Annotated in this window: 19 protein-coding genes and 3 pseudogenes; 16 read left to right on the top strand and 6 right to left on the bottom strand. The window is 58.7% G+C overall.

Annotated elements, in window-relative coordinates; translation table 11 throughout:
- Positions 1–2: 2 nt before the first annotated feature.
- Genes ACCD02_RS23170 through ACCD02_RS23150 form a run of 5 tightly spaced genes read left to right on the top strand, consistent with a single transcriptional unit; the run spans position 3 to position 5,383 of the window.
- A complete protein-coding gene (locus ACCD02_RS23170) occupies positions 3–896 on the top strand; it encodes an ABC transporter permease (RefSeq protein WP_413307059.1) in 894 nt (297 codons plus the stop codon).
- Positions 897–898: 2 nt separating this feature from the next.
- A complete protein-coding gene (locus tag ACCD02_RS23165) occupies positions 899–1,942 on the top strand; it encodes an ABC transporter ATP-binding protein (protein ID WP_413307057.1) in 1,044 nt (347 codons plus the stop codon).
- Complete coding sequence (locus ACCD02_RS23160) at positions 1,939–2,946, top strand: ABC transporter ATP-binding protein (RefSeq protein ID WP_413307054.1); 1,008 nt, start codon at positions 1,939–1,941, stop codon at positions 2,944–2,946. The genes ACCD02_RS23165 and ACCD02_RS23160 overlap by 4 nt, the downstream gene beginning before the upstream one ends.
- Positions 2,943–4,121 carry an amidase gene (locus tag ACCD02_RS23155; protein ID WP_413307051.1) on the top strand — a complete coding sequence of 393 codons (1,179 nt, stop codon included), beginning with the start codon at positions 2,943–2,945 and terminating at the stop codon, positions 4,119–4,121. Before ACCD02_RS23160 ends, ACCD02_RS23155 begins: the two co-directional genes overlap by 4 nt.
- On the top strand, positions 4,118–5,383 hold the full coding sequence (locus ACCD02_RS23150; protein WP_413307048.1) for a Zn-dependent hydrolase: 1,266 nt from the start codon (positions 4,118–4,120) through the stop codon (positions 5,381–5,383). Before ACCD02_RS23155 ends, ACCD02_RS23150 begins: the two co-directional genes overlap by 4 nt.
- On the opposite strand, the gene ACCD02_RS23145 is transcribed toward ACCD02_RS23150, so the two are convergent.
- The gene (locus ACCD02_RS23145; protein ID WP_413307045.1) at positions 5,367–5,834 is read right to left on the bottom strand and encodes a thiol-disulfide oxidoreductase DCC family protein; all 468 of its coding nucleotides are present in this window, start codon (positions 5,832–5,834) and stop codon (positions 5,367–5,369) included. The two genes, ACCD02_RS23150 and ACCD02_RS23145, sit on opposite strands and share 17 nt — an antisense overlap.
- 318 nt (positions 5,835–6,152) lie before the next feature.
- Here ACCD02_RS23145 and ACCD02_RS23140 point away from each other — a divergent pair.
- A pseudogene (locus ACCD02_RS23140) lies at positions 6,153–7,007 on the top strand (HAMP domain-containing protein); the annotation flags it as partial.
- Positions 6,999–7,865: a methyl-accepting chemotaxis protein gene (locus ACCD02_RS23135; RefSeq protein WP_413307169.1), complete on the top strand. Its 867-nt coding sequence runs from the start codon at positions 6,999–7,001 to the stop codon at positions 7,863–7,865. The pseudogene ACCD02_RS23140 and the gene ACCD02_RS23135, both read left to right, overlap by 9 nt.
- 220 nt (positions 7,866–8,085) lie before the next feature.
- Here the strand turns inward: ACCD02_RS23135 and ACCD02_RS23130 are convergent, their stop codons facing one another.
- The gene (locus ACCD02_RS23130; RefSeq protein WP_413307042.1) at positions 8,086–8,955 is read right to left on the bottom strand and encodes an isocitrate lyase/PEP mutase family protein; all 870 of its coding nucleotides are present in this window, start codon (positions 8,953–8,955) and stop codon (positions 8,086–8,088) included.
- 413 nt (positions 8,956–9,368) lie between these two features.
- Between ACCD02_RS23130 and ACCD02_RS23125 the strand changes: the two genes are divergently transcribed.
- Positions 9,369–9,617, top strand: coding sequence for a hypothetical protein (locus tag ACCD02_RS23125; RefSeq protein WP_413307040.1), 249 nt, complete (start codon positions 9,369–9,371; stop codon positions 9,615–9,617).
- A gap of 218 nt (positions 9,618–9,835) precedes the next feature.
- Here the strand turns inward: ACCD02_RS23125 and ACCD02_RS23120 are convergent, their stop codons facing one another.
- Both ACCD02_RS23120 and ACCD02_RS23115 read right to left on the bottom strand, forming a co-directional pair.
- Positions 9,836–11,059 carry a zinc-dependent alcohol dehydrogenase gene (locus ACCD02_RS23120; RefSeq protein ID WP_413307037.1) on the bottom strand — a complete coding sequence of 408 codons (1,224 nt, stop codon included), beginning with the start codon at positions 11,057–11,059 and terminating at the stop codon, positions 9,836–9,838.
- A gap of 451 nt (positions 11,060–11,510) precedes the next feature.
- The gene (locus ACCD02_RS23115) at positions 11,511–12,392 is read right to left on the bottom strand and encodes a manganese catalase family protein (protein WP_413307034.1); all 882 of its coding nucleotides are present in this window, start codon (positions 12,390–12,392) and stop codon (positions 11,511–11,513) included.
- A 313-nt stretch (positions 12,393–12,705) separates the two neighbouring features.
- On the opposite strand from ACCD02_RS23115, the gene ACCD02_RS23110 reads away from it, so the two are divergent.
- From ACCD02_RS23110 to ACCD02_RS23100, 3 genes are all read left to right on the top strand, one after another.
- The gene (locus ACCD02_RS23110; protein ID WP_413307031.1) at positions 12,706–13,242 is read left to right on the top strand and encodes a hypothetical protein; all 537 of its coding nucleotides are present in this window, start codon (positions 12,706–12,708) and stop codon (positions 13,240–13,242) included.
- 105 nt (positions 13,243–13,347) lie between these two features.
- Positions 13,348–13,530, top strand: a complete 183-nt coding sequence (locus ACCD02_RS23105) for a hypothetical protein (RefSeq protein ID WP_413307028.1) — start codon at positions 13,348–13,350, stop codon at positions 13,528–13,530.
- A gap of 14 nt (positions 13,531–13,544) precedes the next feature.
- The gene (locus ACCD02_RS23100) at positions 13,545–14,066 is read left to right on the top strand and encodes a cupin (protein ID WP_413307026.1); all 522 of its coding nucleotides are present in this window, start codon (positions 13,545–13,547) and stop codon (positions 14,064–14,066) included.
- On the opposite strand, the gene ACCD02_RS23095 is transcribed toward ACCD02_RS23100, so the two are convergent.
- Together ACCD02_RS23095 and ACCD02_RS23090 are read right to left on the bottom strand one after the other, a co-directional pair.
- On the bottom strand, positions 14,061–14,612 hold the full coding sequence (locus ACCD02_RS23095; protein WP_413307024.1) for an ATP-dependent Clp protease proteolytic subunit: 552 nt from the start codon (positions 14,610–14,612) through the stop codon (positions 14,061–14,063). The genes ACCD02_RS23100 and ACCD02_RS23095 overlap by 6 nt on opposite strands.
- Positions 14,613–14,679: 67 nt before the next feature.
- Positions 14,680–14,859, bottom strand: a complete 180-nt coding sequence (locus tag ACCD02_RS23090) for a general stress protein (RefSeq protein ID WP_413307021.1) — start codon at positions 14,857–14,859, stop codon at positions 14,680–14,682.
- Positions 14,860–15,125: 266 nt separating this feature from the next.
- On the opposite strand from ACCD02_RS23090, the gene ACCD02_RS23085 reads away from it, so the two are divergent.
- From ACCD02_RS23085 to ACCD02_RS23065, 5 genes and pseudogenes are all read left to right on the top strand, one after another.
- A complete protein-coding gene (locus ACCD02_RS23085) occupies positions 15,126–15,359 on the top strand; it encodes a hypothetical protein (RefSeq protein ID WP_413307018.1) in 234 nt (77 codons plus the stop codon).
- Between the two features lie 278 nt (positions 15,360–15,637).
- Positions 15,638–16,765: pseudogene (locus tag ACCD02_RS23080) on the top strand (methyl-accepting chemotaxis protein); the annotation flags it as partial.
- A complete protein-coding gene (locus ACCD02_RS23075) occupies positions 16,766–17,695 on the top strand; it encodes a methyl-accepting chemotaxis protein (protein ID WP_413307167.1) in 930 nt (309 codons plus the stop codon).
- A 78-nt stretch (positions 17,696–17,773) separates the two neighbouring features.
- Positions 17,774–19,840, top strand: a complete 2,067-nt coding sequence (gene treS, locus ACCD02_RS23070) for a maltose alpha-D-glucosyltransferase (protein WP_413307016.1) — start codon at positions 17,774–17,776, stop codon at positions 19,838–19,840.
- 22 nt (positions 19,841–19,862) lie between these two features.
- Positions 19,863–20,441: pseudogene (locus ACCD02_RS23065) on the top strand (DUF1349 domain-containing protein); the annotation flags it as partial.
- Positions 20,442–20,545 lie beyond the last annotated feature (104 nt).

Here is a 20,545-nt window from a genome sequence, read left to right as displayed (position 1 = left end):
GCATGAATCTGTCAATGCTGCGTACCTCCACCCCGGTCATTGCCCCGGTTGAAAGTTCGCCGGGCTACTGGCGTGAAGTATTCGGCCGGGTGCGTCGCGATCCGGTGGCCCTGGCCGTCGCTGCGGTGATTCTGGTGCTGCTGATTCTGGCGCTGCTTGGGCCGTGGATCGTTCCCGGAGATCCGTTCACCACCTCGATGTTCAAGCGTCTCAAACCCATTGGCACCCAGGGTTTTCCGCTGGGCACCGATGAGTTGGGCCGGGATTTGCTGTCACGCCTGATGTTGGGGGCACGGCTGTCGCTGTTCATGGGCATCACCCCGGTGATCCTCGCCTTCTTCATCGGTGGCGCCATCGGCGTGATTGCCGGTTACTTCGGCGGCCGCCTGAACAGCCTGATCATGCGCAGTGTGGATGTCTTCTATGCCTTCCCTTCAGTGCTGTTGGCCATTGCCTTTTCCGGCGCCTTGGGGGCCGGGGTCAATAACGCGCTGCTGTCGCTGACCCTGGTGTTCGTGCCGCAAGTGGCGCGGATCGCCGAAAGCGTCACCACCCAAGTGCGCAACCGCGATTACATCGAGGCTGCACGGGCATCCGGGGCGGGAGCGTTCACCATCATTCGCACCCAGGTGCTGGGCAACGTGCTGGGGCCTATCTTCGTCTTTGCCACCGGCCTGATTTCAGTATCGATGATTCTCGCCTCGGGTTTGTCGTTCCTCGGGCTTGGGGTGACCCCACCGGAGCCGGAGTGGGGTTTGATGCTCAACACCCTGCGCACGGCCATCTACACCCAACCTTTGGTGTCGGCGTTGCCCGGCGCGATGATCTTTATCACCTCGATCTCTTTCAATGTGCTCGCCGATCGCTTGCGGGCGGCCATGGCAATCAGGAGTTGAGCATGACCCAGCTTGATATTGGCGGCCCTGCGCAGCCACTGCTGACGGTGACGAAACTGGTCAAACACTTCCCGGTAAAGGGCGCGCTGGGCAAGCGTAGCGTCGTACGCGCGGTGGATGGCATCGATTTTGTCGTGCGCAAGGGCGAAACCCTCGGCGTAGTCGGCGAGTCCGGTTGCGGCAAGTCGACCACGGCCCGGCTGCTCATGCAGTTGATTGAGCATGACAGTGGCGAGCTGGTGTTCGATGCAATGACCGTTGGCGGCCATCAGTTACCGTTGCGCGATTACCGGCGTCAGGTGCAGATGGTGTTTCAGGACAGCTACTCTTCCCTCAATCCGCGCATGACCATGGAGCAATCGGTGGCGTTCGGGCCTTCGGTGCATGGCATCAGCCAGCGTGAATCACTGCAACGCGCTCGCGACCTGCTGGGCCGGGTAGGGCTGGAGCCCACGCGTTTCGCCGGGCGTTACGCCCATGAGCTGTCCGGGGGGCAGCGTCAGCGGGTGAACATCGCCCGAGCTCTGGCAGTAGATCCGCGTCTGGTGATTCTCGATGAGGCAGTTTCCGCCCTGGACAAGTCTGTGGAAGCCCAGGTCCTCAACCTGTTGCTTGATCTCAAGGACAGCCTGCAACTGACTTACGTATTCATCAGCCATGACCTGCATGTGGTGCGGTATCTGTCCGACCGGATTATTGTCATGTACCTGGGCGAGATCGTTGAAGTCGGCCCGGCCGAGTCACTGTTTGCCTCGGCGCAGCATCCCTATACCCGCGCGTTGCTGACGTCGATGCCGTCCATGGATCCGGCACAGCGCACACTGGTTTCACCCTTGTCCGGTGATCCACCGAGCCCCATCGACCCGCCCTCAGGCTGTCGCTTTCATACCCGTTGCCCTCATGCCGAGGCCATTTGCGCACAAACCGCCGCACCCTTGACCTTGATCGACGACGAGCATTACGCCGCCTGCCTGATGGTCAAACCGGGGGCAGGGCATAGCCGCAGTCCGGCGGCCGAACTGATTTACCAGGGAGCGCAGGCATGAGCGAACAACCCATGGTCGACGTGCGCGACCTCAAGGTGCGTTTCAAGCGCGGCGGTCAGACCCTGTCGGCCGTCAACGGCGTGAGTCTGCAAGTGGCACGGGGTGAAGTGCTGGCCTTGATCGGCGAGTCCGGCTCCGGCAAGAGCGTGACCCTGCGCGCCCTGATGCGCTTGCACTCTGAACGTACCACCCGAATCGAGGGTCACATCAAGATTGCCGGGCAGGACCTTATGGCCCTGTCCTCCAAACAATTGCAGGCGCTGCGCGGGCCGATAGCAGCAATGATCTTTCAGGAGCCGCTGCTGGCACTGGACCCGGTCTACACCATTGGTCAGCAGATTATCGAAGCCCTGCGCCGCCATCAGCCCATGTCTCATGCAGAGGCGCGCGCGGCAGCGGTGGAGGCCTTGCACCGGGTGCGCATCCCCAGTCCCGAACTGCGTCTGGACGCCTATCCCCACGAGATGTCCGGGGGCATGCGGCAGCGGGCAATGATCGCTCTGGCGCTGTCATGCCAGCCCAAGCTGCTACTGGCGGACGAGCCGACTACGGCCCTCGACGCCACGGTGCAGATCCAGATTCTGATCCTGTTGCGCGAATTGCAGCAGGCCCTGGGCCTGTCGATCATTTTCGTCACCCACGACATCGGCGCCGCCGTGGAAGTCGCCGACCGGGTCGCGGTGATGTATGGCGGGCGTATCGTCGAGCAGGCGCCTCTTGCGGAACTCCTGAACAACCCGCAGCACCCCTATACCCGTGTGCTTCTGGGCACGCGGCCAAAGGACGGGCTGCGCAAAGGCGAGCGCCTGACCAGTATTCCCGGGGCACCGCCAGACCTGGCCAATCTGCCGGTCGGTTGCGCCTTTGCTCCGCGCTGCTTGTTGGCCAGCGAACTGTGTCAGCGCCAGGTGCCCGCCATCGAAGACGTCATTGCCGAACACTCAGTGAGCTGCCATCACTGGAACCAGGTGCCTGTTCAACTTTCTCGCGAGACTTTGTCATGAGCGATTCTGCGTTTGCCTTCATGCCTTATCCGGCTGTTGATGTGCCCCGTGCGGCAAGCGGGCCTCTGGCGGGCTATACCTTTGCCGCCAAGGATCTGTTCGATGTCGCCGGTTACCCGACCGGGGGTGGCAACCCCCACGTGCTGGCCATGTCCGGAATCAAGACCGCTACAGCGCCGGTGATTCAGCGCCTGCTGGATGCGGGTGCTGAATTGATCGGCAAGGCCCATACCAACGAGATGGCGTTCTCCATGAGCGGCAAGAATGCCCATTACGGCACGCCGCGCAACGGTGCAGCCCATGACCGCATTCCCGGGGGCTCCTCTTCCGGCTCGGCGTCGGCGGTTTCCAACGGTTTGTGCGATTTCGCCATGGGCAGCGATACCGGCGGTTCGGTGCGTACCCCTGCCAGCTACTGCGGCCTGTTCGGACTGCGTCCCAGCCACGGGCGCATTTCCCTGGAAAAAACCCAGGCACTCTGTGAAAGCATGGACACTGCCGGTTACTTCACCCGTGACGCAACCTTGTTCGGCCAGGTCGGCGAGTGCCTGTTGGGCGACGACCCGCAGCCATTGCCCGACGTTCCCGAGCTGCTGATCTGTGATGAGCTGTTTGCTCTGTTGCCTGCCGCCTCTCTGGATGCACTGGCACCGGCCATCGCCCGGATCGGCGCCCACAGTGGACCGTTGTACAAGCTGACCGGCGAGCTGCCATCGTTGAAGGAGGCTTACTGGGCGTTCCGTTATATCCAGGGGCGCGAAGCCTGGCTGGCCCAGGGCGAACTCATTGAGCGCGAAGGCCTGACCCTTGGCCCGGATGTCGCGGCACGCTTTGCCTGGGCCAAGGCCGTCACCGATGAGCAGTATGAAAACGCCTGCGCCTTTCGCGAAGACTTTGCGGCGCGCTGGAAAGCGCTGCTGGGCAACAGAGTATTGGTGATGCCCACGGTGCCGGATATTGCACCCTTGCTGACCGCCAGGGATGAAGAAATCGAAGAGACCCGGCAAATCTCCCATCACCTGCTGGCGATTTCCGTGTTATGCCGCACGCCACAATTGAACATGCCGTTGACCATCAAGGACGGTGCCCCCCTGGGCATCTCGTTGATGGGACCCAGAGGCAGTGATCTGAGCCTTGTGCGTCTGGCCGTGGCAATTGCCGGGAGCCCCTTATGAATACTCGACTCAATCCCCATGCAGCCTTCGACAGCAACGCGCCGCTGATCAATAGCCAGCGCCTCTGGCAGTCGCTCATGGACCTGGCGCAATTGGGTGCCACGGTAAAAGGCGGTGTGTGTCGTCTGGCGCTGACGGACCTCGATCGCCAGGCCCGGGATCTGTTCGTACAGTGGTGTGAACAGGCTGGTTGCAGCGTGAGCATCGACGCCATCGGCAATATTTTTGCCCGACGCCCCGGTCGGGATCCGCAGCGCGCCCCGGTAATGACCGGCAGCCATATCGACACGCAGCCCACAGGTGGAAAATTCGACGGCTGCTTCGGGGTCATGGCAGGACTGGAGGTGATCCGCACCCTCAATGATCTGGACCTGGAAACCGAGGCCCCCATTGAAGTAGTGGTCTGGACCAACGAAGAGGGCTCGCGCTTTCCTCCCTGCATGATGGGCTCGGGAGTGTTCGCCGGCAAACTCGATCTGGCCGAGACCCTGGCCAAGCAGGATGAACAAGGCCTGGGGGTGGGCGAGGAATTGCAGCGCATCGGCTACGCCGGCAGCCGCCCGGTGCTCGGGCATCCGGTGGGCGCCTACTTCGAGGCGCATATCGAGCAAGGCCCGATTCTTGAGGATCAGCGCAAGACCATCGGCGTCGTCATGGGCTGCCTGGGACAGAAATGGTTCGACCTGACCTTGAGCGGTGTCGAGGCCCATGCCGGGCCGACGCCCATGTCATTGCGCAAGGACGCGTTGGTAGGCGCTGCCGATGTGGTCACGGCGGTGAACCGCATCGCCCTGGCCAGCCAGCCCCATGCCTGCGGTACGGTGGGCTGCCTGAACATCCATCCCGGCTCACGTAACGTGATTCCCGGTGAAGTGAAAATGACCATCGATTTTCGTCACCTGCACGGGGACAAGTTGCAAAAGATGGTCGACGACTTGCGTGAAGTCATCGAGCAGACTTGCAAACGCCACGGTCTGAGCTTCGAGCTGACGCCAACTGCGGACTTCCCGCCACTGGACTTTGCGCCACTGTGTGTTGACGCTGTGCGCCAAGGTGCCGAGCAGCTGGGTCTGAGCCATATGGACATCGTCAGTGGCGCAGGGCATGACGCGATATTCATCGCCGAACTCGGGCCGGCGGGTATGATCTTCGTTCCTTGTGAAGGCGGTATCAGTCACAACGAGATCGAAAACGCCACGCCGGAAGATCTCGCGGCGGGCTGCGCGGTACTGCTGCGGGCAATGGTCAGCGCGGCTCGGTAGTGCTGTCGGGCAGTGCCTTGAGGAAACGTCGCTCGTGCTCTGGCGATGGCATCAGACAGGTGTCATAGCGACCAAACCAGCGATAGCGATTGCGCGCGATGCGGTCATAGACCCAGTCGCGCCAGCTGCGCGGGATGAAACGGGCAAGTTGTAGCCAGCGCCAGGGCGCGGAAAAGTCCCCGACGATCGCCAGAAAACCATCTGAGCGCAGGAACAGATGGTTGTCGCGGATGACTGCCATGGTGTCGAAATGGTCCAGGGGCAGGGCGGCCCAGGCCAGCAGTGCCTGGCCTTCGGGCGATTGCACCGTGGCCAGTTTGATCCGCTGTTGGTGATCATGCTCAATGATGAATCGGGCCGAGCCATTGCAAAGTTTGCAGACACCATCGAAAAGCACGACCGTCTCGCCGGGCTTGAGGAAGGGCGCGGATGTATTATCGGGCGCGGTCATTTCGCACATCCATTGAGTGGAAAAAGTTGACTGGACTTCAGCTCGCCAGCAGCAAATTGTAAAATAGTAATCAACTTATGCATAACGCTATAAGTTGACGCAGAGTGTTTTTTCTTCGGTTATCGGGTGGCTTTAAAACGTTGGTAATATATTGCGGCGCTCACAGATATCCCCTATGTTAGCGGTGTTTTTCGCGAGTCCAAAAAAACATAACTATAACCTGACCATTTGGACAATAACCATTCTGCGATTGATCTTGTCGAGACGGCGGGCGTATCTGCAACTACTTAAATTCATTGATAAAGAGTGCCCCATACGATGTCCATCCAACGGTTTTTCAATCTCATTTTCTTCCTCATCATTGGCTGCGCAGCCTTGCTGTGCGGTTTGATCCTGCTGCTGGTCAACAACCAGCTCGCCCTCAGCGACCGCCAGGACAACCGCTATCAGTCCTACCTGCTGGCCGACCAGTTGCGTCAGAGTTCGGATGACCTGACGCAAATGGCGCGGGCGTTCGTGGTCACAGGTAATCCCGATTATGCGAAGCGCTATAATGACATTCTGGATATACGTAACGGCAAACTCGCACGCCCCGTGGATTATCAACGGCCGTACCTGGACTTTTTATTGGCCAACGAATCTGCGCCACGTGGCAATGGCGACACCGTTGCACTCAAAGAGCTAATGCGACAGCAGGGCTTCAATAGCGCCGAGTTCGACAAGTTGACCGAGGCCGAAGGTAAATCCAATGGTCTGGTGACGCTGGAAACCCAAGCCATGGATGCCGTGCGAAAACAGGGCGGGGCCGTTGCCGGTGGAGCGAATCAGCCTTTGATGCAGGTGTACAGTCCGCAATATTTCGCTGAAAAAGCCAAGATCATGCATCCGGTAGATGATTTCTTTCAACTTCTGGAAAAACGCACCTCGGGTGAAGTCACCCAACTTCGCAATCTTGGCGAAAGTTACATGTACGCGGTCATCGCTTTGGTCATCCTGCTGATCATCGTTGCGGTAATCGGTATTCTGGCGATTCGGCGCAAGGTCAGTGGCGCCCTGGAGCGCCTGACCGACGACGCCAGCAAGGTCGCCAGTGGCAATCTGAATATCAGCATGGACCCCAACACTCAGGGGGATTTCGGCGAGCTGTCCAGCGCCTTCCACAAGATGGTCAAAAGCTTGAAGGAAGTGGTGGGCAGTGTGATTTCCTCCAGCGAGCAACTGCAGGTATCTTCCGGTCAGTTGAACCGTGCAACTCTCAATACTCAAGCCAATATCCGTCAGCAGGAACTCCACACCACCGAAGTTTCCGCAGCCATTAACGAAATGGCTGCGACCGTGCATGAAGTTGCAAGACATGCCGCCGAAGCAGCCTCCACCGCACGCGAGGCAGACAGCGCTGCCGCCGACGGCCAACGGATGGTGGGGCAAATGGTTGGCACCATTCAGCAGTTGTCGGTGGATATATCCGGAGCATCGGACGTGGTCCGTGCGGTTGCCGGCGATACTGCCAGTATTGGCGGCATTCTCGAAGCCATCCGCGGTATTGCCGACCAGACCAACCTGTTGGCCTTGAACGCCGCGATCGAAGCGGCCAGGGCAGGGGAGCAGGGACGCGGATTTGCCGTGGTCGCGGACGAGGTGCGCAGCCTGGCCCAGCGTACACAGTCGTCGACTATGGAAATCCAGGCCATGATCGAGCGCCTGCAGGCCAGTGCGCAAAAGGCCGTGGAGGTCATGAACCAGAGCAGCATTCAGGCTGAGACAGGCGCTCGTCGGGCAGAGAGCGCCAGCGAAGTGTTGGATCGCATCACTGCGACCAACCAGACCATCAGCACCATGTCCATCCAGATCGCCAGTGCTGCTGAACAGCAGGCAGTGGTCGCCCAGGACATCAGTGAGCGTGTGGAGAAGATCCGCAACCTGGCCAATGACAATGCCGTCAGCGCCAATGAAGTGAATGATTCGAGCATCAACCTCTCCGACCTGGCCGGTCAGCTGCATGCTCATGTGCGGCATTTTTCGGCGCGCTGATGGTGGGGAACATTAAAGCTGCAGGAGCCGCCTTGGTGGCGATAATCAGCTGACTAAATACCATTGCTGGGGGAGCGATTTCATTCGCGAAGAGGACAGTCGACGCAGTGTTGGCGTCTGAAACACCGCCTTCGCGAATGAATTCGTTCCCACATACTCCACCCCGTGGGCGGCCCGGCAGCTCTGCGCTACGGCATACGAGAGCGGCAAAGGGTGAGCGTTACTCCTGCACATCCATAAACTCTTTCGCCCAGGCCACATAGCTTTCAGGCAGGGTGTAGGTGTGGGTCAGTTCGGTAGCGCTGAGATTCGAGGTGCTGTGGGTGATCTGACGCTGCGCGCGCAGGCTGTCGTAAGTCGCTTTGATTGCAGCGAAGTAGGCACCATGGCCGGCTACCACGACGCGCACACCCAGGCTCGCCAGCAGTTGCATGTCAGTGAGCTTGGGATTGCCATAGGTCACCAGCATCAGCGGTACACTGAGTTTTTCCGAAATCTGCCGCAGATGGTCGACGTCCTTGATGCCGACGATGCAGATGCCGTCGGCACCGGCTTTCTCGTAGGCCTGGGTGCGCAGAATGGCGTCTTCGACAGAAAGCACGCCAGCGTTGGTGCGGGCAATGATAGACAGCTCGGGATCGACACGGGCTTCGAGTGCAGCCTTTACCTTGCCGATACCTTCTTCGATGGCGATCAGGTCGGTGGATTTGCGGCCGAATTGCGCAGGTAGCAGGGTATCTTCGATGGTCAGGGCCGCTACGCCTGCGCGCTCGAGTTCTTCGACGGTACGCATGACGTTCAGGGCATTACCGTAACCGTGATCGGCGTCGGCGATGAAAGGCAGTTGCGCCACACGACCGATGCGCGTGGCCTGCTCGACGAATTCACTCAGGGTAATCAGGGCAAAGTCCGGCGCTGCCAATACCTGCAACGACGCCACCGAACCGCCCAGGATGCCGACCTCAAAACCCAGGTCCCCGGCAATGCGCGCGGACATCGGGTCGAATACCGAGGCAGTTTCAAAGCATTTCTGCGAGGCCAGCAGCTCTCGGAAATTACGGCGCAACGCTGAGTGGGAGATTCTGGACATGATGTTTCCTGGTTCTGGTCATCATCGAAAAACGATCAATGCCAATTCAAAAGTGGCGGCGAGACTACCATGTGGGAAAACACAGGGTTATGACGTTTGAGCATGGCCTATGCGTGAAACACATGAGGCGGATTCGGCGCGCGCAAACCTTTGCGGCGGCTATGGTAAAAATGTAGTGGCGTTGCTGGCCTGACGCCAGTGTTTTCCGTGAAGCAGCGCCTGTGGACCAGGTTTTCTCCCTCTGCGGCATGGATGAGCGCGCACCAAAAATGGGCGTAAAAAAGCTTGCCACGCTGAGTGCTGATCGTGGTGATGAGGCGCGTGCTCATGACCGCCTGTCATTGCCAATGCACTCAAGCGACTTTGAGGTATCCAATCTGAAACCCCAATGAAACCATGCCCCGGAGGTATTCATGAGTGATCATGAGCTGGAACGCGAAGTATTGACCCGACTGTTGCATGCCCACCCAAGCGGTCTCGGCAAGGAAATACTGGATAACTATCGCGGTGAAAAAGCCGTATTGGCCATTATCAAAAGTTTCCAGGAGCGAAACTTTATCCAGGGCAAGCCATTGGCGGCAGAGCACCAGACTTCATCTCTGGAGTTTCCTATCAAATTGACCAGCGCCGGTGTCGATGAAGCGAAAAAGCTTGCGGCTTGATACCGAGCAATAAACATCTCGGCCGCCGGTAATCCCGCGCTGTCTCAAACGTAATGCTGCGACGCAGCAGACACCGGACAGGCGGGACCCAAACTATGGCAGCGAATTCATGGGTTAACAGGCCACTGCAGGCGTCGCATTTGTGTCGTCTGCAAGACTGCTTTCGCGAATGAATTCGCTGCCACAGTCTTGCACGGATTCAACAGGTTTTAGCGTATTCACATGGCCGGCTGGCCCATCATGGTTTCAGGCTCGGGCACTACGATGGTAGAGGAGCCCGGTGTCAGAATCACCTTGCGGCAATCCTCTTCTTTCTTGTCAAAGAGCGCGTAGCCCAGAGCTGCATCTTCAAGGGACATCCGATGGGTAATGATGGCTTCAGGCGACAGGCGACCGGCCTCGATGTGCTGCAGCAGTTCGGGGAGGAAACGCTGCACATGGGTCTGGCCCATCTTGAATGTCAGTCCTTTGTCGAACGCATCGCCGAACAGGAAACCGTGGATAAAACCTGCATATACCCCAGGCACGCTGACCACCCCGCCACGTCTTACGGCTGCGATGCACTGGCGCAATGCCTTGCCGCTGCTGCCTTCCAGTTTGAGTGTGGTCAGTAGCGTTTCGGTGGCACTGCCCTTGGCTTCGAAGCCGACCGCGTCCACTACACCATCGACGCCACGCATGCCCGGAGTCTGGCGGATGATGGTGTCGGCCGGGTCATCATCCTCATCGAAGTTGATCGGGATTACGCCGTAGGTGCTCTGCGCATAGGAAAGGCGGTAGGCATGGTGGTCGACCATGAAAATGCGTTCCGCGCCGAGCATTCTCGCGCAGGCTGCGCTGAGCAGACCGACGGGGCCGGCGCCGAAGATTGCGATGCTCGAGCCCTGACCAATCCCGGTATTGCTGACCGCCTGAAAGGCGGTAGGCAGGATGTCCGAAAGAAACAACACCTTTTCGTCGGCCAGGGTCCCTGGCACCTTGAATGGTCCGGTGTTGGCCTTTGGCACCCTGACGTACTCGGCCTGACCGCCGGGGATCCCGCCGTACAAGTGACTGAAGCCGAACAACGCGGCGCCCGGTGGGATGGCCTTTTTGTTGAGAATGGCGCCACGCCCGGTATTGGTTGTCTCACAGGCGGCGAACAGGTCCTGCTGGCAGAAAAAACAATCACCGCAGGCGATTACAAAAGGGATAACGACCCGGTCGCCGCGTTGAACGGCAGTCACTTCTGAGCCGGTTTCTTCAACGATACCCATGAACTCATGGCCGAAAATGTCGCCGTTCTCAACCGACGGGATCTTACCGCGATACAGATGCAGGTCCGACCCACAGATCGCTGTGGCGGTGACACGCAGGATGATGTCGTCCGGCGCTTCAATCACTGGGTCGGCTACGGTGTCCACTCTGACGTCATGGGCGCCGTGATAGGTGAGTGCTCTCATTGATGAGTTCTCCGTTTTACAAATGTTTTTGCCCCAAGCATTAGAGCGGCGGGTGAGAACCCGGCAGCAAGGAACAGCACTTCATAGATGATGTTTTTGCCGTAGCTTCATCGGCACTTACTGGCGGGCGGGTCAGCTTGAGTCGGGGTATGTAAGTTCTGCATAAGGCCGTCCATGGCGCGTTTGTATCCGTCAGTCACTTGGTTTTGCGCGTCTGCGTTGTTTTCGGTAGATCGTTTGGCAACACTGTACCTACGCCGAATACATTGACCGCCATCGAGACCTTAAAACCCCTGCGCACTTGGCGAGCTGCAATCTCGAAGCGACTCAAAGTTGTTGCAAATCTGCGGTGGGGGTTGATGTTGTCTTCCAGGGTTTCATCTGTTATCAGCACTTTGTCAGTCTCCAGCGAAAAAATAGAGCAACCGCCACGCGGACGGTTGCAGCGCTTTTAGTCATCCTTGCCCTGGACCATGCCCGACCCCAGATCTGCCCCGGTGACCGGATCAGCATCCGGATTGGACTGAGTTCGCAGCTTCATCTGTTCCAGCAACTCCTGGTCTTTTGCCGACAGCGTCACACTGGCCGAGCCGTCGCCGCCGTCCACCGCAGGCTGTGGATTTTCCACGTATTCCCATTGATCGCCTTGATTCCATGGACCGCGCACATTCGGCTCGCCCGACATACTGAAATAAGTGTTGGTAAACTCGGGCATGCCGGGGAGCTTGCCCTGTGGAAAGTTTGGCTGGATGGCGTGCAGTGCCTTTTCGAAGGAGAGCTGGTGGGCGATTTCCCGAGTCATCAGGAACCCCAGCGCTTCTTTGACGCCCGGATCGTCGGTCACATTCATCAGGCGCTCGTAAACGATCTTGGCCCGGGATTCGGCCGCGATATTGGAGCGCATATCAGCTGTAGGTTCGCCAATGGTGTCGACGTAGGCAGCGGACCAGGGCACCCCGGCGGAATTGGTCAGTGGAGCACCTGCGCCGTACAGCAGGCTGGTGATGTGGGAATCATTACCGGCGCCATTGATTGCCCGATACAACTCGCCTTCCTCTTCGACACCTTCGGCCAACCGGCCTTTGGCGCCTTTGTTAAGCATGACGATGATGGAGCCGACGATCTCCAGATGGCTCAGCTCTTCGGTTGCAATGTCCATCAGCAGATCCTTGCGACCTGGATCTTCCTCTGCCAGTGCCTGGGTGAAGTAACGCCCCGCAGCGGCGAGTTCGCCTTGTGCACCACCGAATTGTTCCAGCAGCAAGTTGGCCAATCCAGGATTGGGCTGGGCGACACGAACGGTATATTGCAGACGCTTGTTATGTAGAAACATGGTGGCTTCCTCGGTTCAGGCTGAATGTTCGGTTTTATACGAGTGCAGTAGTGCTTGCATAAAGTGTGAGGCGCTTATTTGGAAATCGATTCTTTTAGTTTTTCGGCGCGCGACGAATGGTTCTCGCAGGAAGTTCAAGAAAATTATCAGTTCATCAACTAAACGGTCATTCAGGCCTGACTCGAAACAGAATTTTTATAAGCGCCGTCGCCAAGACATGCCGCAGATCGGCTGCCGGCGAACTAACAGCAGTGCGACCGGTCGGCTCTCATTCAATAAAGCCCAACGCAGATCAATGAGGTAATCGCCGTCCGTGTCCAGAATTCTCACTCACGCCGCTGATGAAAACGAACTCACCGAACATAACGCCAAGATGTTTGGTTCGCCCAAGGAGCGCCTGGATTTCTACCGCCGGGAAATCCAGTACGAAACCAGCATCCTGGCCAATCGCACCGACGCCTATCTGGCCGCCCAGTCATTCCTGGTCATTGCGTTTACTTCGTCCATGGGCAATCTCAATCCCGAGTGGGGCAAGCTGTTTACGCTGGTAGTGCCGCCATTCCTGGCATTGCTGGGCATCCTCAGTTCGCTGAACGCCTGGCCCGGTATTCGCGCGGCCTACGAAATCATCGATCACTGGCATTACAAGCAGGCCAACCTGCTGCAAAGCGAACCCCTGATGGGGCTTGCCTATGACGAGTCACCGCTCTTCTGCGAGCGTGAGTCGACCCATACGGGGTACCGCAAATCCCTGCTGTTTTCCTTGCGAACACCGTGGATTTTTGCGGTGTTCTGGTCGTTGCTCGGCGCCTGGTCGCTGTATATCCAGTACGGCAATCCCGGGGGCTGAATGGCGGTTCATTGGCACTCATACAGATGGAACCGGACGAAAAAGCCCAGGGTCTACCGATCGTTGCAGCTTGGGGACAGTCCCTTAAATAAAAGGAATTCCATGATGACCAACACAAAGACACCGCAGGAAAATCCGGACCCGTCCAATATGCCCGGCGAAGTTGAACGGGATAATGATGCCCTGCGCCCTAATGAGCCGGGCAAAGGGCCGCGCGACTCCACCGCGCAGTCAGTGGGCAAGGAAGAGATTCAGCGCCAGCAAAAGAAGAAAGCTGAAGAGCAATAAAGAGGTAAATGATCATGAACGGCGCGCAACCGCAGAAACTCTGGTTCAGTGATGACGGTTTAATACCCAACAGTCATTTCCCCGTGCTGCTGTACCGGGACGTGCCGTTGGCATCTACCGACAAGGCAGCAGGCCTGGAGCAGCTGTTCAACGAGCATGACTGGCCTGCGCAATGGCGCGCACAGGTGTTCGATTTTCATCATTACCATTCCACGGCCCATGAGGTGGTTGGTGTCGCCTGCGGGAAGGCCAGGCTGTTGTTGGGCGGTCCATCGGGTCAGGAAATCGAGGTGGTTGCGGGGGATGTACTGGTGCTGCCCGCAGGCACCGGACATTGCAGTCTTGAGCAGAGTGACGACTTCCTGGTGGTGGGGGCCTATCCTCGAGGCCAGGACAATTATGATATTCAACGAGCTGAGCCCGCCAATCATCAGCCGTCACTGCGGCGCATCGGCGAAGTGGGGTTTCCTGCGGCGGATCCTGTCCAGGGGCCTGAGGGTGCCTTGATGTCCGTCTGGGGCGCTGTGTCGCTATGAATGAATTACGCTGCTGACGCAGTCACCCGTCAAGACGGGCAGTTCGATGGCGTGGATCATTGCGCAATCCAGAGCTTGTTGGGGATCGAGAATACGCGGCGCGGCGGTCAGGTATGTCTCGATTTCCAGCGGCTGTTTGGCGTCGCCGGTCCGCTGCGCAACAATACGGGCATACAGCTGCAGGTCGTAGTCCAGGCTCATGGCATATTCAGACATGCGCGCATGGTCGACCGAGCCGTTCAAATGCCAATGGAAAGGGTGAAAGAGAAACTTGCTGTGGGGGCAGGCGGTTCTATGTTGTCCGGCGAGAAAGATGATATTGCCCATGGACTCGACGGTGCCCAGATTATGGGTATGTACCGGTATCGGCAGGGATAACAGGAAGTTGTAGAGCGTAAAACCGTAACTGCATTCACCTCCCATGGTGGCAATATTGACGATCAACCGGGTTGCTTCCTGACGCACGGCTGCTGAGGCTTTTTCGATCAGTTGGCCGCAGGTTGTGGAGTTGATGGGGGCGGTAAAGTTGATGATGTGAGTAGTCATGATCAGCACCTGTTCACTGCATCGGGCTTCAGAGGAGGGGCGGCCAGGCCGCCCCGGTCAAAAGCCCTTACGACTGGCGGCCGCCACTGTGACTGGTTTGTCCGCCTTTTTTGCCGGCTTCAGAGGCCTTTTGCCGGTCATTGGCGAAACCGCTGCCCGACGAGGACTGGCCGCCTTTTTTACCCGCTTCGGAAGCTTTCTCGCGATCGTTGGAAAAATTGCCTGGGTTCTTGTTATCAGTAGCCATGATAGCTCTCCAATATCAACTGAGTTTTTATTTCGCCGTTATCGCTAACGGACAATTAATCCGATAAGGAGCTGGCTGAAAATGTTCTCAGAGAATTTTTCAAAGCCGACAAATGGTCACGCGCGTGAGAACTATAGAAAATGGCTATTTAGCGGGGGAGGTTGATTGCTTTTGAATCTTGAACGTTATGTTTATAGTGGCGTGAACCGATGCCGATCAATAATGTTGATTACCGAGATAGCTAATAATAAAAAGTGAGGGGTTTCATGAGTTGCCTGATTTGTGCGGGGCCGGCAGAGCGAATTTTTTGCGCGGGCAGCTGGGAAGAGCGTAAATGCCCGGAGTGCGGCCATTATCGAATATCCGATTCACTGGTCCTCACGCTCATGGAGCAGGGCCAGATATTCGATATTGCCAAGGCCCGGGAATGGCTGACGATGAGCAGGATTCATTGTGCGGTGCCGGGTATCGAGTCGGTAGAGGGGTTGCTGCATTCCTGACCGGCCTGCGGCGGGAGACGTGAGCAAATGCTGTGGCAGCGAATTCATTCGCGAAGGCGCCATTGCAGGCGTTAAAAATACGTTGGATATGCCGGCCTCTTCGCGAATGAATTCGCTCCCCCCAGAGTCGGCAGATTCAGAAGATTATGCGTTGGTAGATGAGAGCAGCTTGTGAGCTCCATGTCGCAAATCTTCAATCATTTGTGCAATGCCTCCAACAGGCTCGGGGCAGGTGACCGCTAGGATGAGCCCGTACCTGTCCTAACGAGGAAGCGCTCATGTTCACACCCGTCCTGGCACTGATGAGTCGCACCCGCTATCTGCACAAGTTTTCCCTTATCTTCCTGGTGTTCATGGTGCCGTTCGGTTGGCTGGCGGTGGGCAAGCTGCTTGACCTGGGGGCGGAACTGCAGAATGCCCGTATGGAGTTACAGGGTTTACAGGCATTCGATGCAGCGCTACCGGTGTATAAGGCGGCGCTGGATCTGGCGGCACTGCATGTGCTTAGCCATGCCCGCAACCAGCCGGATGTGGTTGCAGCCATCGGGATCGGGCGCAGGCAGCTAGAACAGGCCGGGCAACGCGTGACTGACTGGCTGGCCACTACGCCTTTTGCTGCCCGCAGTTTCATGACCGGTGACCCGTCGGCCAGCCTGGGTGCACCCCAGGCCAACCAGGTTCTCAGCGCGCTGTATGTGGAGGAGACCCGCGCCGCCCAGGCGCAACTGGCAACCCTCAAGGAAATCGGCGCGGATTCGCGCCTGACCATGGACGGTGATCCGCGTCTGTATCGTGCCACTGACCTTTTGATCAGCGAGATCCTGCCGCTGTACGCGACCCTGGCCCAGACGCGAGGCTATGCCGCCTATGTCAGCGCCTATGGTTTTCTTGAGTCCACCTCCCGGGCGACGGTGATCAACCAGCCAGCGTTGCTGGAGCCCTATATTGAGGCGCGTAGCGGTGCTGCCAACGCTCAGGCGCGCAGCCTGTTGGCCGATGCCGCACTTGCCGCCAGCGCGCAATACGCGATGACCATCGTCGATCCCTACTCCCGCAATGGCAGCTATGATGAAAACTCCATCGCGCTCTGGCAAGCGCGTTTCGACAGTTATCAGCCCAGTGTCGACAAGCTCGACGGCGCATTTCGTGCGGTGATTGACGACAGTACGATGCTGTTGAGCGAGCGAGTCGCGGGCAGTCAGGAGCGTCTGCTGGGGTATGCCGGGCTGCTGGCGGCGATCGTGCTGGTGATCCTTTATCTGTTCGGCGGCTTCTTTCTCTCGGTGCGCGAGGCGATTCACGGCATCCGCGACGGTATGCGCCGTTTCGCCGCTGGCGAGCTTGGCAATGTCCTGCATGTTCGTGCCAGGGATGAACTGGGTGATGTTGCTGACGATTTCAACCGGATGCGCAGTGGTATCGCCGAGCTGATCGTGCAGGTCAGCCACTTCTCGTCCGACACCCGGACCAAGGCTGGCGACCTCAGCCAGAGTGCTTCTGCCAGCCAGCAGAGTGCCGATCGCCAGGGTGTCGAGCTGGAGCTGATCGGCACCTCGATGAGCGAGCTGGTCAGCAGCGTGCAGGAAGTCAGCCGTTCCTCCCAGACCACGGCAGAGCGGGCCGGGCGGGTAGGTGATACCTGTCGCGAAGGCAGCCGCCAGGCCAGTTCGGCGGCCGATGGGATTAACCAGCTGTTCAAGGAAATGGACCAGTCGATCCTCGCTATCCAGGCGGTGGACGAGCAGAGCAGGGCGATAGCGCAAGCCGTGGGGCAGATCCGCAGTGTTTCCGAACAGACCAATCTGTTGGCACTTAACGCCGCCATCGAGGCGGCCAGGGCCGGCGAGCAAGGCCGGGGTTTTGCCGTGGTGGCTGACGAGGTGCGCAGCCTGGCAATCCGCTCCCAAGCCCTGACCGGGGAGATCCAGTACACCATCGAGCAGCTGCAGCAACAGGTCGGCAACGCGGTAAGGACCATTCAGAGCAGTCACGCCAGCGCCTCGACCCGGGTCGGCGAGGTCACCCGCACCGCCGATATTTTCCAGGGCATTACCCGGGACATGGACGAGATCATCGACCATAACCTGCAAATCGCTTCGGCAACGGAGCAGCAAGCGCAAGTGGTGGAGGGCGTGGAGCGCAATACGCTGCAGCTGCGCAGCCTTAGCGAAGGCAATGCCAATGAGGCGCGGCATACCGTGCAGGTCAGTGACGAGGTGGCTGCAATGACCCGGGAAGTACATCGTCTGATCGCCCATTTCAAGGTCGACGCAGATTCTGAGCCGCACTCCGACGCCAATCCGATGCAACGATTACGCGCTCGCGGGCTCATATGAGCACGACCTGCGCCGTTCGTGCCGCGATGATTGCTCTGTACGACGGCCTGATGTACTGGACTGCGAGTGAATGTGCTTATGACGACGACGGACAAGGATTACGTGGCATGGCTGGTTGAACAATCCATGCTCAATGCCGCCCGGCAGCGGACCCGCTTGTATTCCGGGCAAGGAAGATTATGGCAACGGCCGTTCGCGCAAACCCGACCACGAGACGCGTCGGCACTGGCGTCGGTATGGTTCACTGCTTATCCCGCCTCGATCATCACCGGCGAAGGCGGCACCGTGCTGCAAGCGCTGGGCGATGAGGCCCTCTGGCATGCCCTGTCGGAAATCGGCATCCAGGGCATTCACAACGGCCCGCTGAAAACCTCCGGCGGCCTCAAGGGGCGGGAACACACCCCGACCATCGACGGCAATTTCGACCGCATCAGCTTCGGCATCGACCCGGAGCTGGGCACCGAGGAGCAGTTGCAAAACCTGACCCGGATCGCCGCTGCGCACAACGCCGTGATCATCGACGATGTGATTCCGTCGCACACAGGCAAGGGCGCGGACTTTCGCCTGGCCGAGATGGCCTATGAAGATTATCCAGGGCTCTACCATATGGTGGAGATCCGCGAAGAAGACTGGCCGCTGCTGCCTGATGTCGAACCGGGGCGCGATGCGCAAAACCTTACCCCCTTGCAGGTAGATGCCCTGCGCGACAAGCATTACATCGTCGGCCAGTTGCAGCGGGTGATCTTCTTCGAGCCCGGCGTCAAGGAGACCGATTGGAGCACCACGCCCGTAGTAGTCGGCGTCGACGGCAAGCCACGGCGCTGGGTTTATCTGCACTATTTCAAGGAAGGCCAGCCCTCACTGAACTGGCTTGACCCCAGTTTCGCCGCGCAGCAGATGATCATTGGTGACGCGCTGCATGCGGTCGATGTAATGGGCGCGAAGATCCTGCGTCTGGACGCCAACGGCTTCCTCGGCGTCGAGCGCAAGCTGGATGGCACGGTCTGGTCGGAAAGCCATCCACTGTCCATTACCGGCAATCAGTTGCTCGGCGGGGCGATCCGCAAGGCCGGTGGCTTCAGCTTCCAGGAACTGAACCTGACCATCGACGATATTGCCTCCATGTCCCATGGCGGCGCGGATCTGTCCTATGACTTCATTACGCGGCCGGCCTATCAACATGCGCTGTTGATGGGGGACGCCGAGTTCCTGCGCCTGATGTTGCGTCAGGTCCATGCCTATGGCATCGATCCCGCTTCGTTGATTCATGCCTTGCAGAACCACGATGAACTCACCCTGGAGCTGGTGCATTTCTGGACCCTGCATGCCCACGACACGTTCCTGTATCAGGGCCAGACCTTCCCCGGCAATATCCTGCGCGAGCATATCCGCGAGCAGATGTACGAACGCCTGGCCGGTGAACACGCGCCCTATAACCTGAAATTCGTCACCAATGGCGTGTCCTGCACCACCGTCAGCATCATCACGGCGGCCTTGGGAATCAGGGATTTGCAAGCGATCACACCGGCGGATATCCCGCAGATTCGTCAGTTGCATCTGTTGTTGGTGATGTTCAACGCCATGCAGCCGGGCGTATTTGCCTTGTCTGGCTGGGATCTGGTCGGTGCTCTGCCGCTCCCGGCCGAGCAAGTGGCGGACCTGATGCTCGATGGCGACACCCGCTGGATTCACCGCGGCGCCTACGATCTGGTCGATCTCGACCCGGATGCAATTATTTCTGCCGGCCAGATGCCCAAGGCGCAGAACCTGTACGGCAGCCTGCCTGAACAGTTGAAGGACCCTGAATCATTCGCCTCGCAACTGAAGAAAATCCTCGCCGTGCGCCGGGCCTACGACATTGCCGCAAGTCGCCAGGTGCTAATCCCGGATGTCCAGCATCCGGGCCTGTTGATCATGGTTCACGAGCTGCCAGCCGGGAAAGGCATGCAGATCACCGCGCTGAACTTCAGCGCCGAACCCATCACTGAAACCCTGCATTTGCCGGATATCGGCCACGGCCTGGTGGTAGACATCATCAATGAACGGGTCGAGGGCGATTTGACGGCCGAGGGTGAATTCACCATTGACCTTGCGCCTTATGAGGGTTTGGCATTAAGGATAGTGAGTACCTCGCCCATGAGTTGAGCAGCTTTTATTTCAGGGAGATTTTATGTACGACGAGTACGAATGGCTGAACGAACCGAAACGCTGGTCGATCCAGGGCGACCAGCTCACATTGATCAGTGACGCCGCGACCGACTTCTGGCGCGAGACCCACTATGGTTTTGTCCGGGATTCCGGGCATTTCTTCGGGGTCAGGACCGGGCCTGAATTCACCGCCCAGGCCCGGATTTCTGCCGATTTCAAGGCGCTCTATGATCAGGCCGGGCTGATGGTACGCATCGATGCCGGGCACTGGGCGAAGATCACGATCGAGGTCAATGACGGAGTGCCTTACCTCAGTACGGTGGTCACTGATGGCGTGTCCGATTGGTCTACCGGCCTGTTCAATGGCAATACGGCGGGGTTCTGGCTGCGGGTGACTCTGCAAAACGGTGTACTCAAGGTCCAGGCGTCGACCGATGGCGAGCATTGGCCGTTGATTCGCCTTGCACCATTCCCCCACGCCGAGCAGTACTGGGTCGGGCCCATGGCCTGCACGCCTGAGCGTGGTGGCTTGCAGGTGACATTCAGCGAGGTCAGCGTGACCCCGCCTAATGGCAAGTCATTGCACGATCTGACTTAAAACGCTTCGGCCTCCGGCGCGTACAACGACTCACTGCCGCTGCGGATACCGGCCTCCAGGCTGTCGATCCGCGGCAGCAGGCGTGACTCAATAGAGTAGGTGAA

The sequence above is a fragment of the Pseudomonas sp. Pseusp88 genome (assembly GCF_047303955.1).
In the GTDB taxonomy this organism is placed as follows: domain Bacteria; phylum Pseudomonadota; class Gammaproteobacteria; order Pseudomonadales; family Pseudomonadaceae; genus Aquipseudomonas.
Note: the sequence above shows the minus strand (reverse complement) of the source record. Positions and strands in the feature narration are given on the sequence as shown.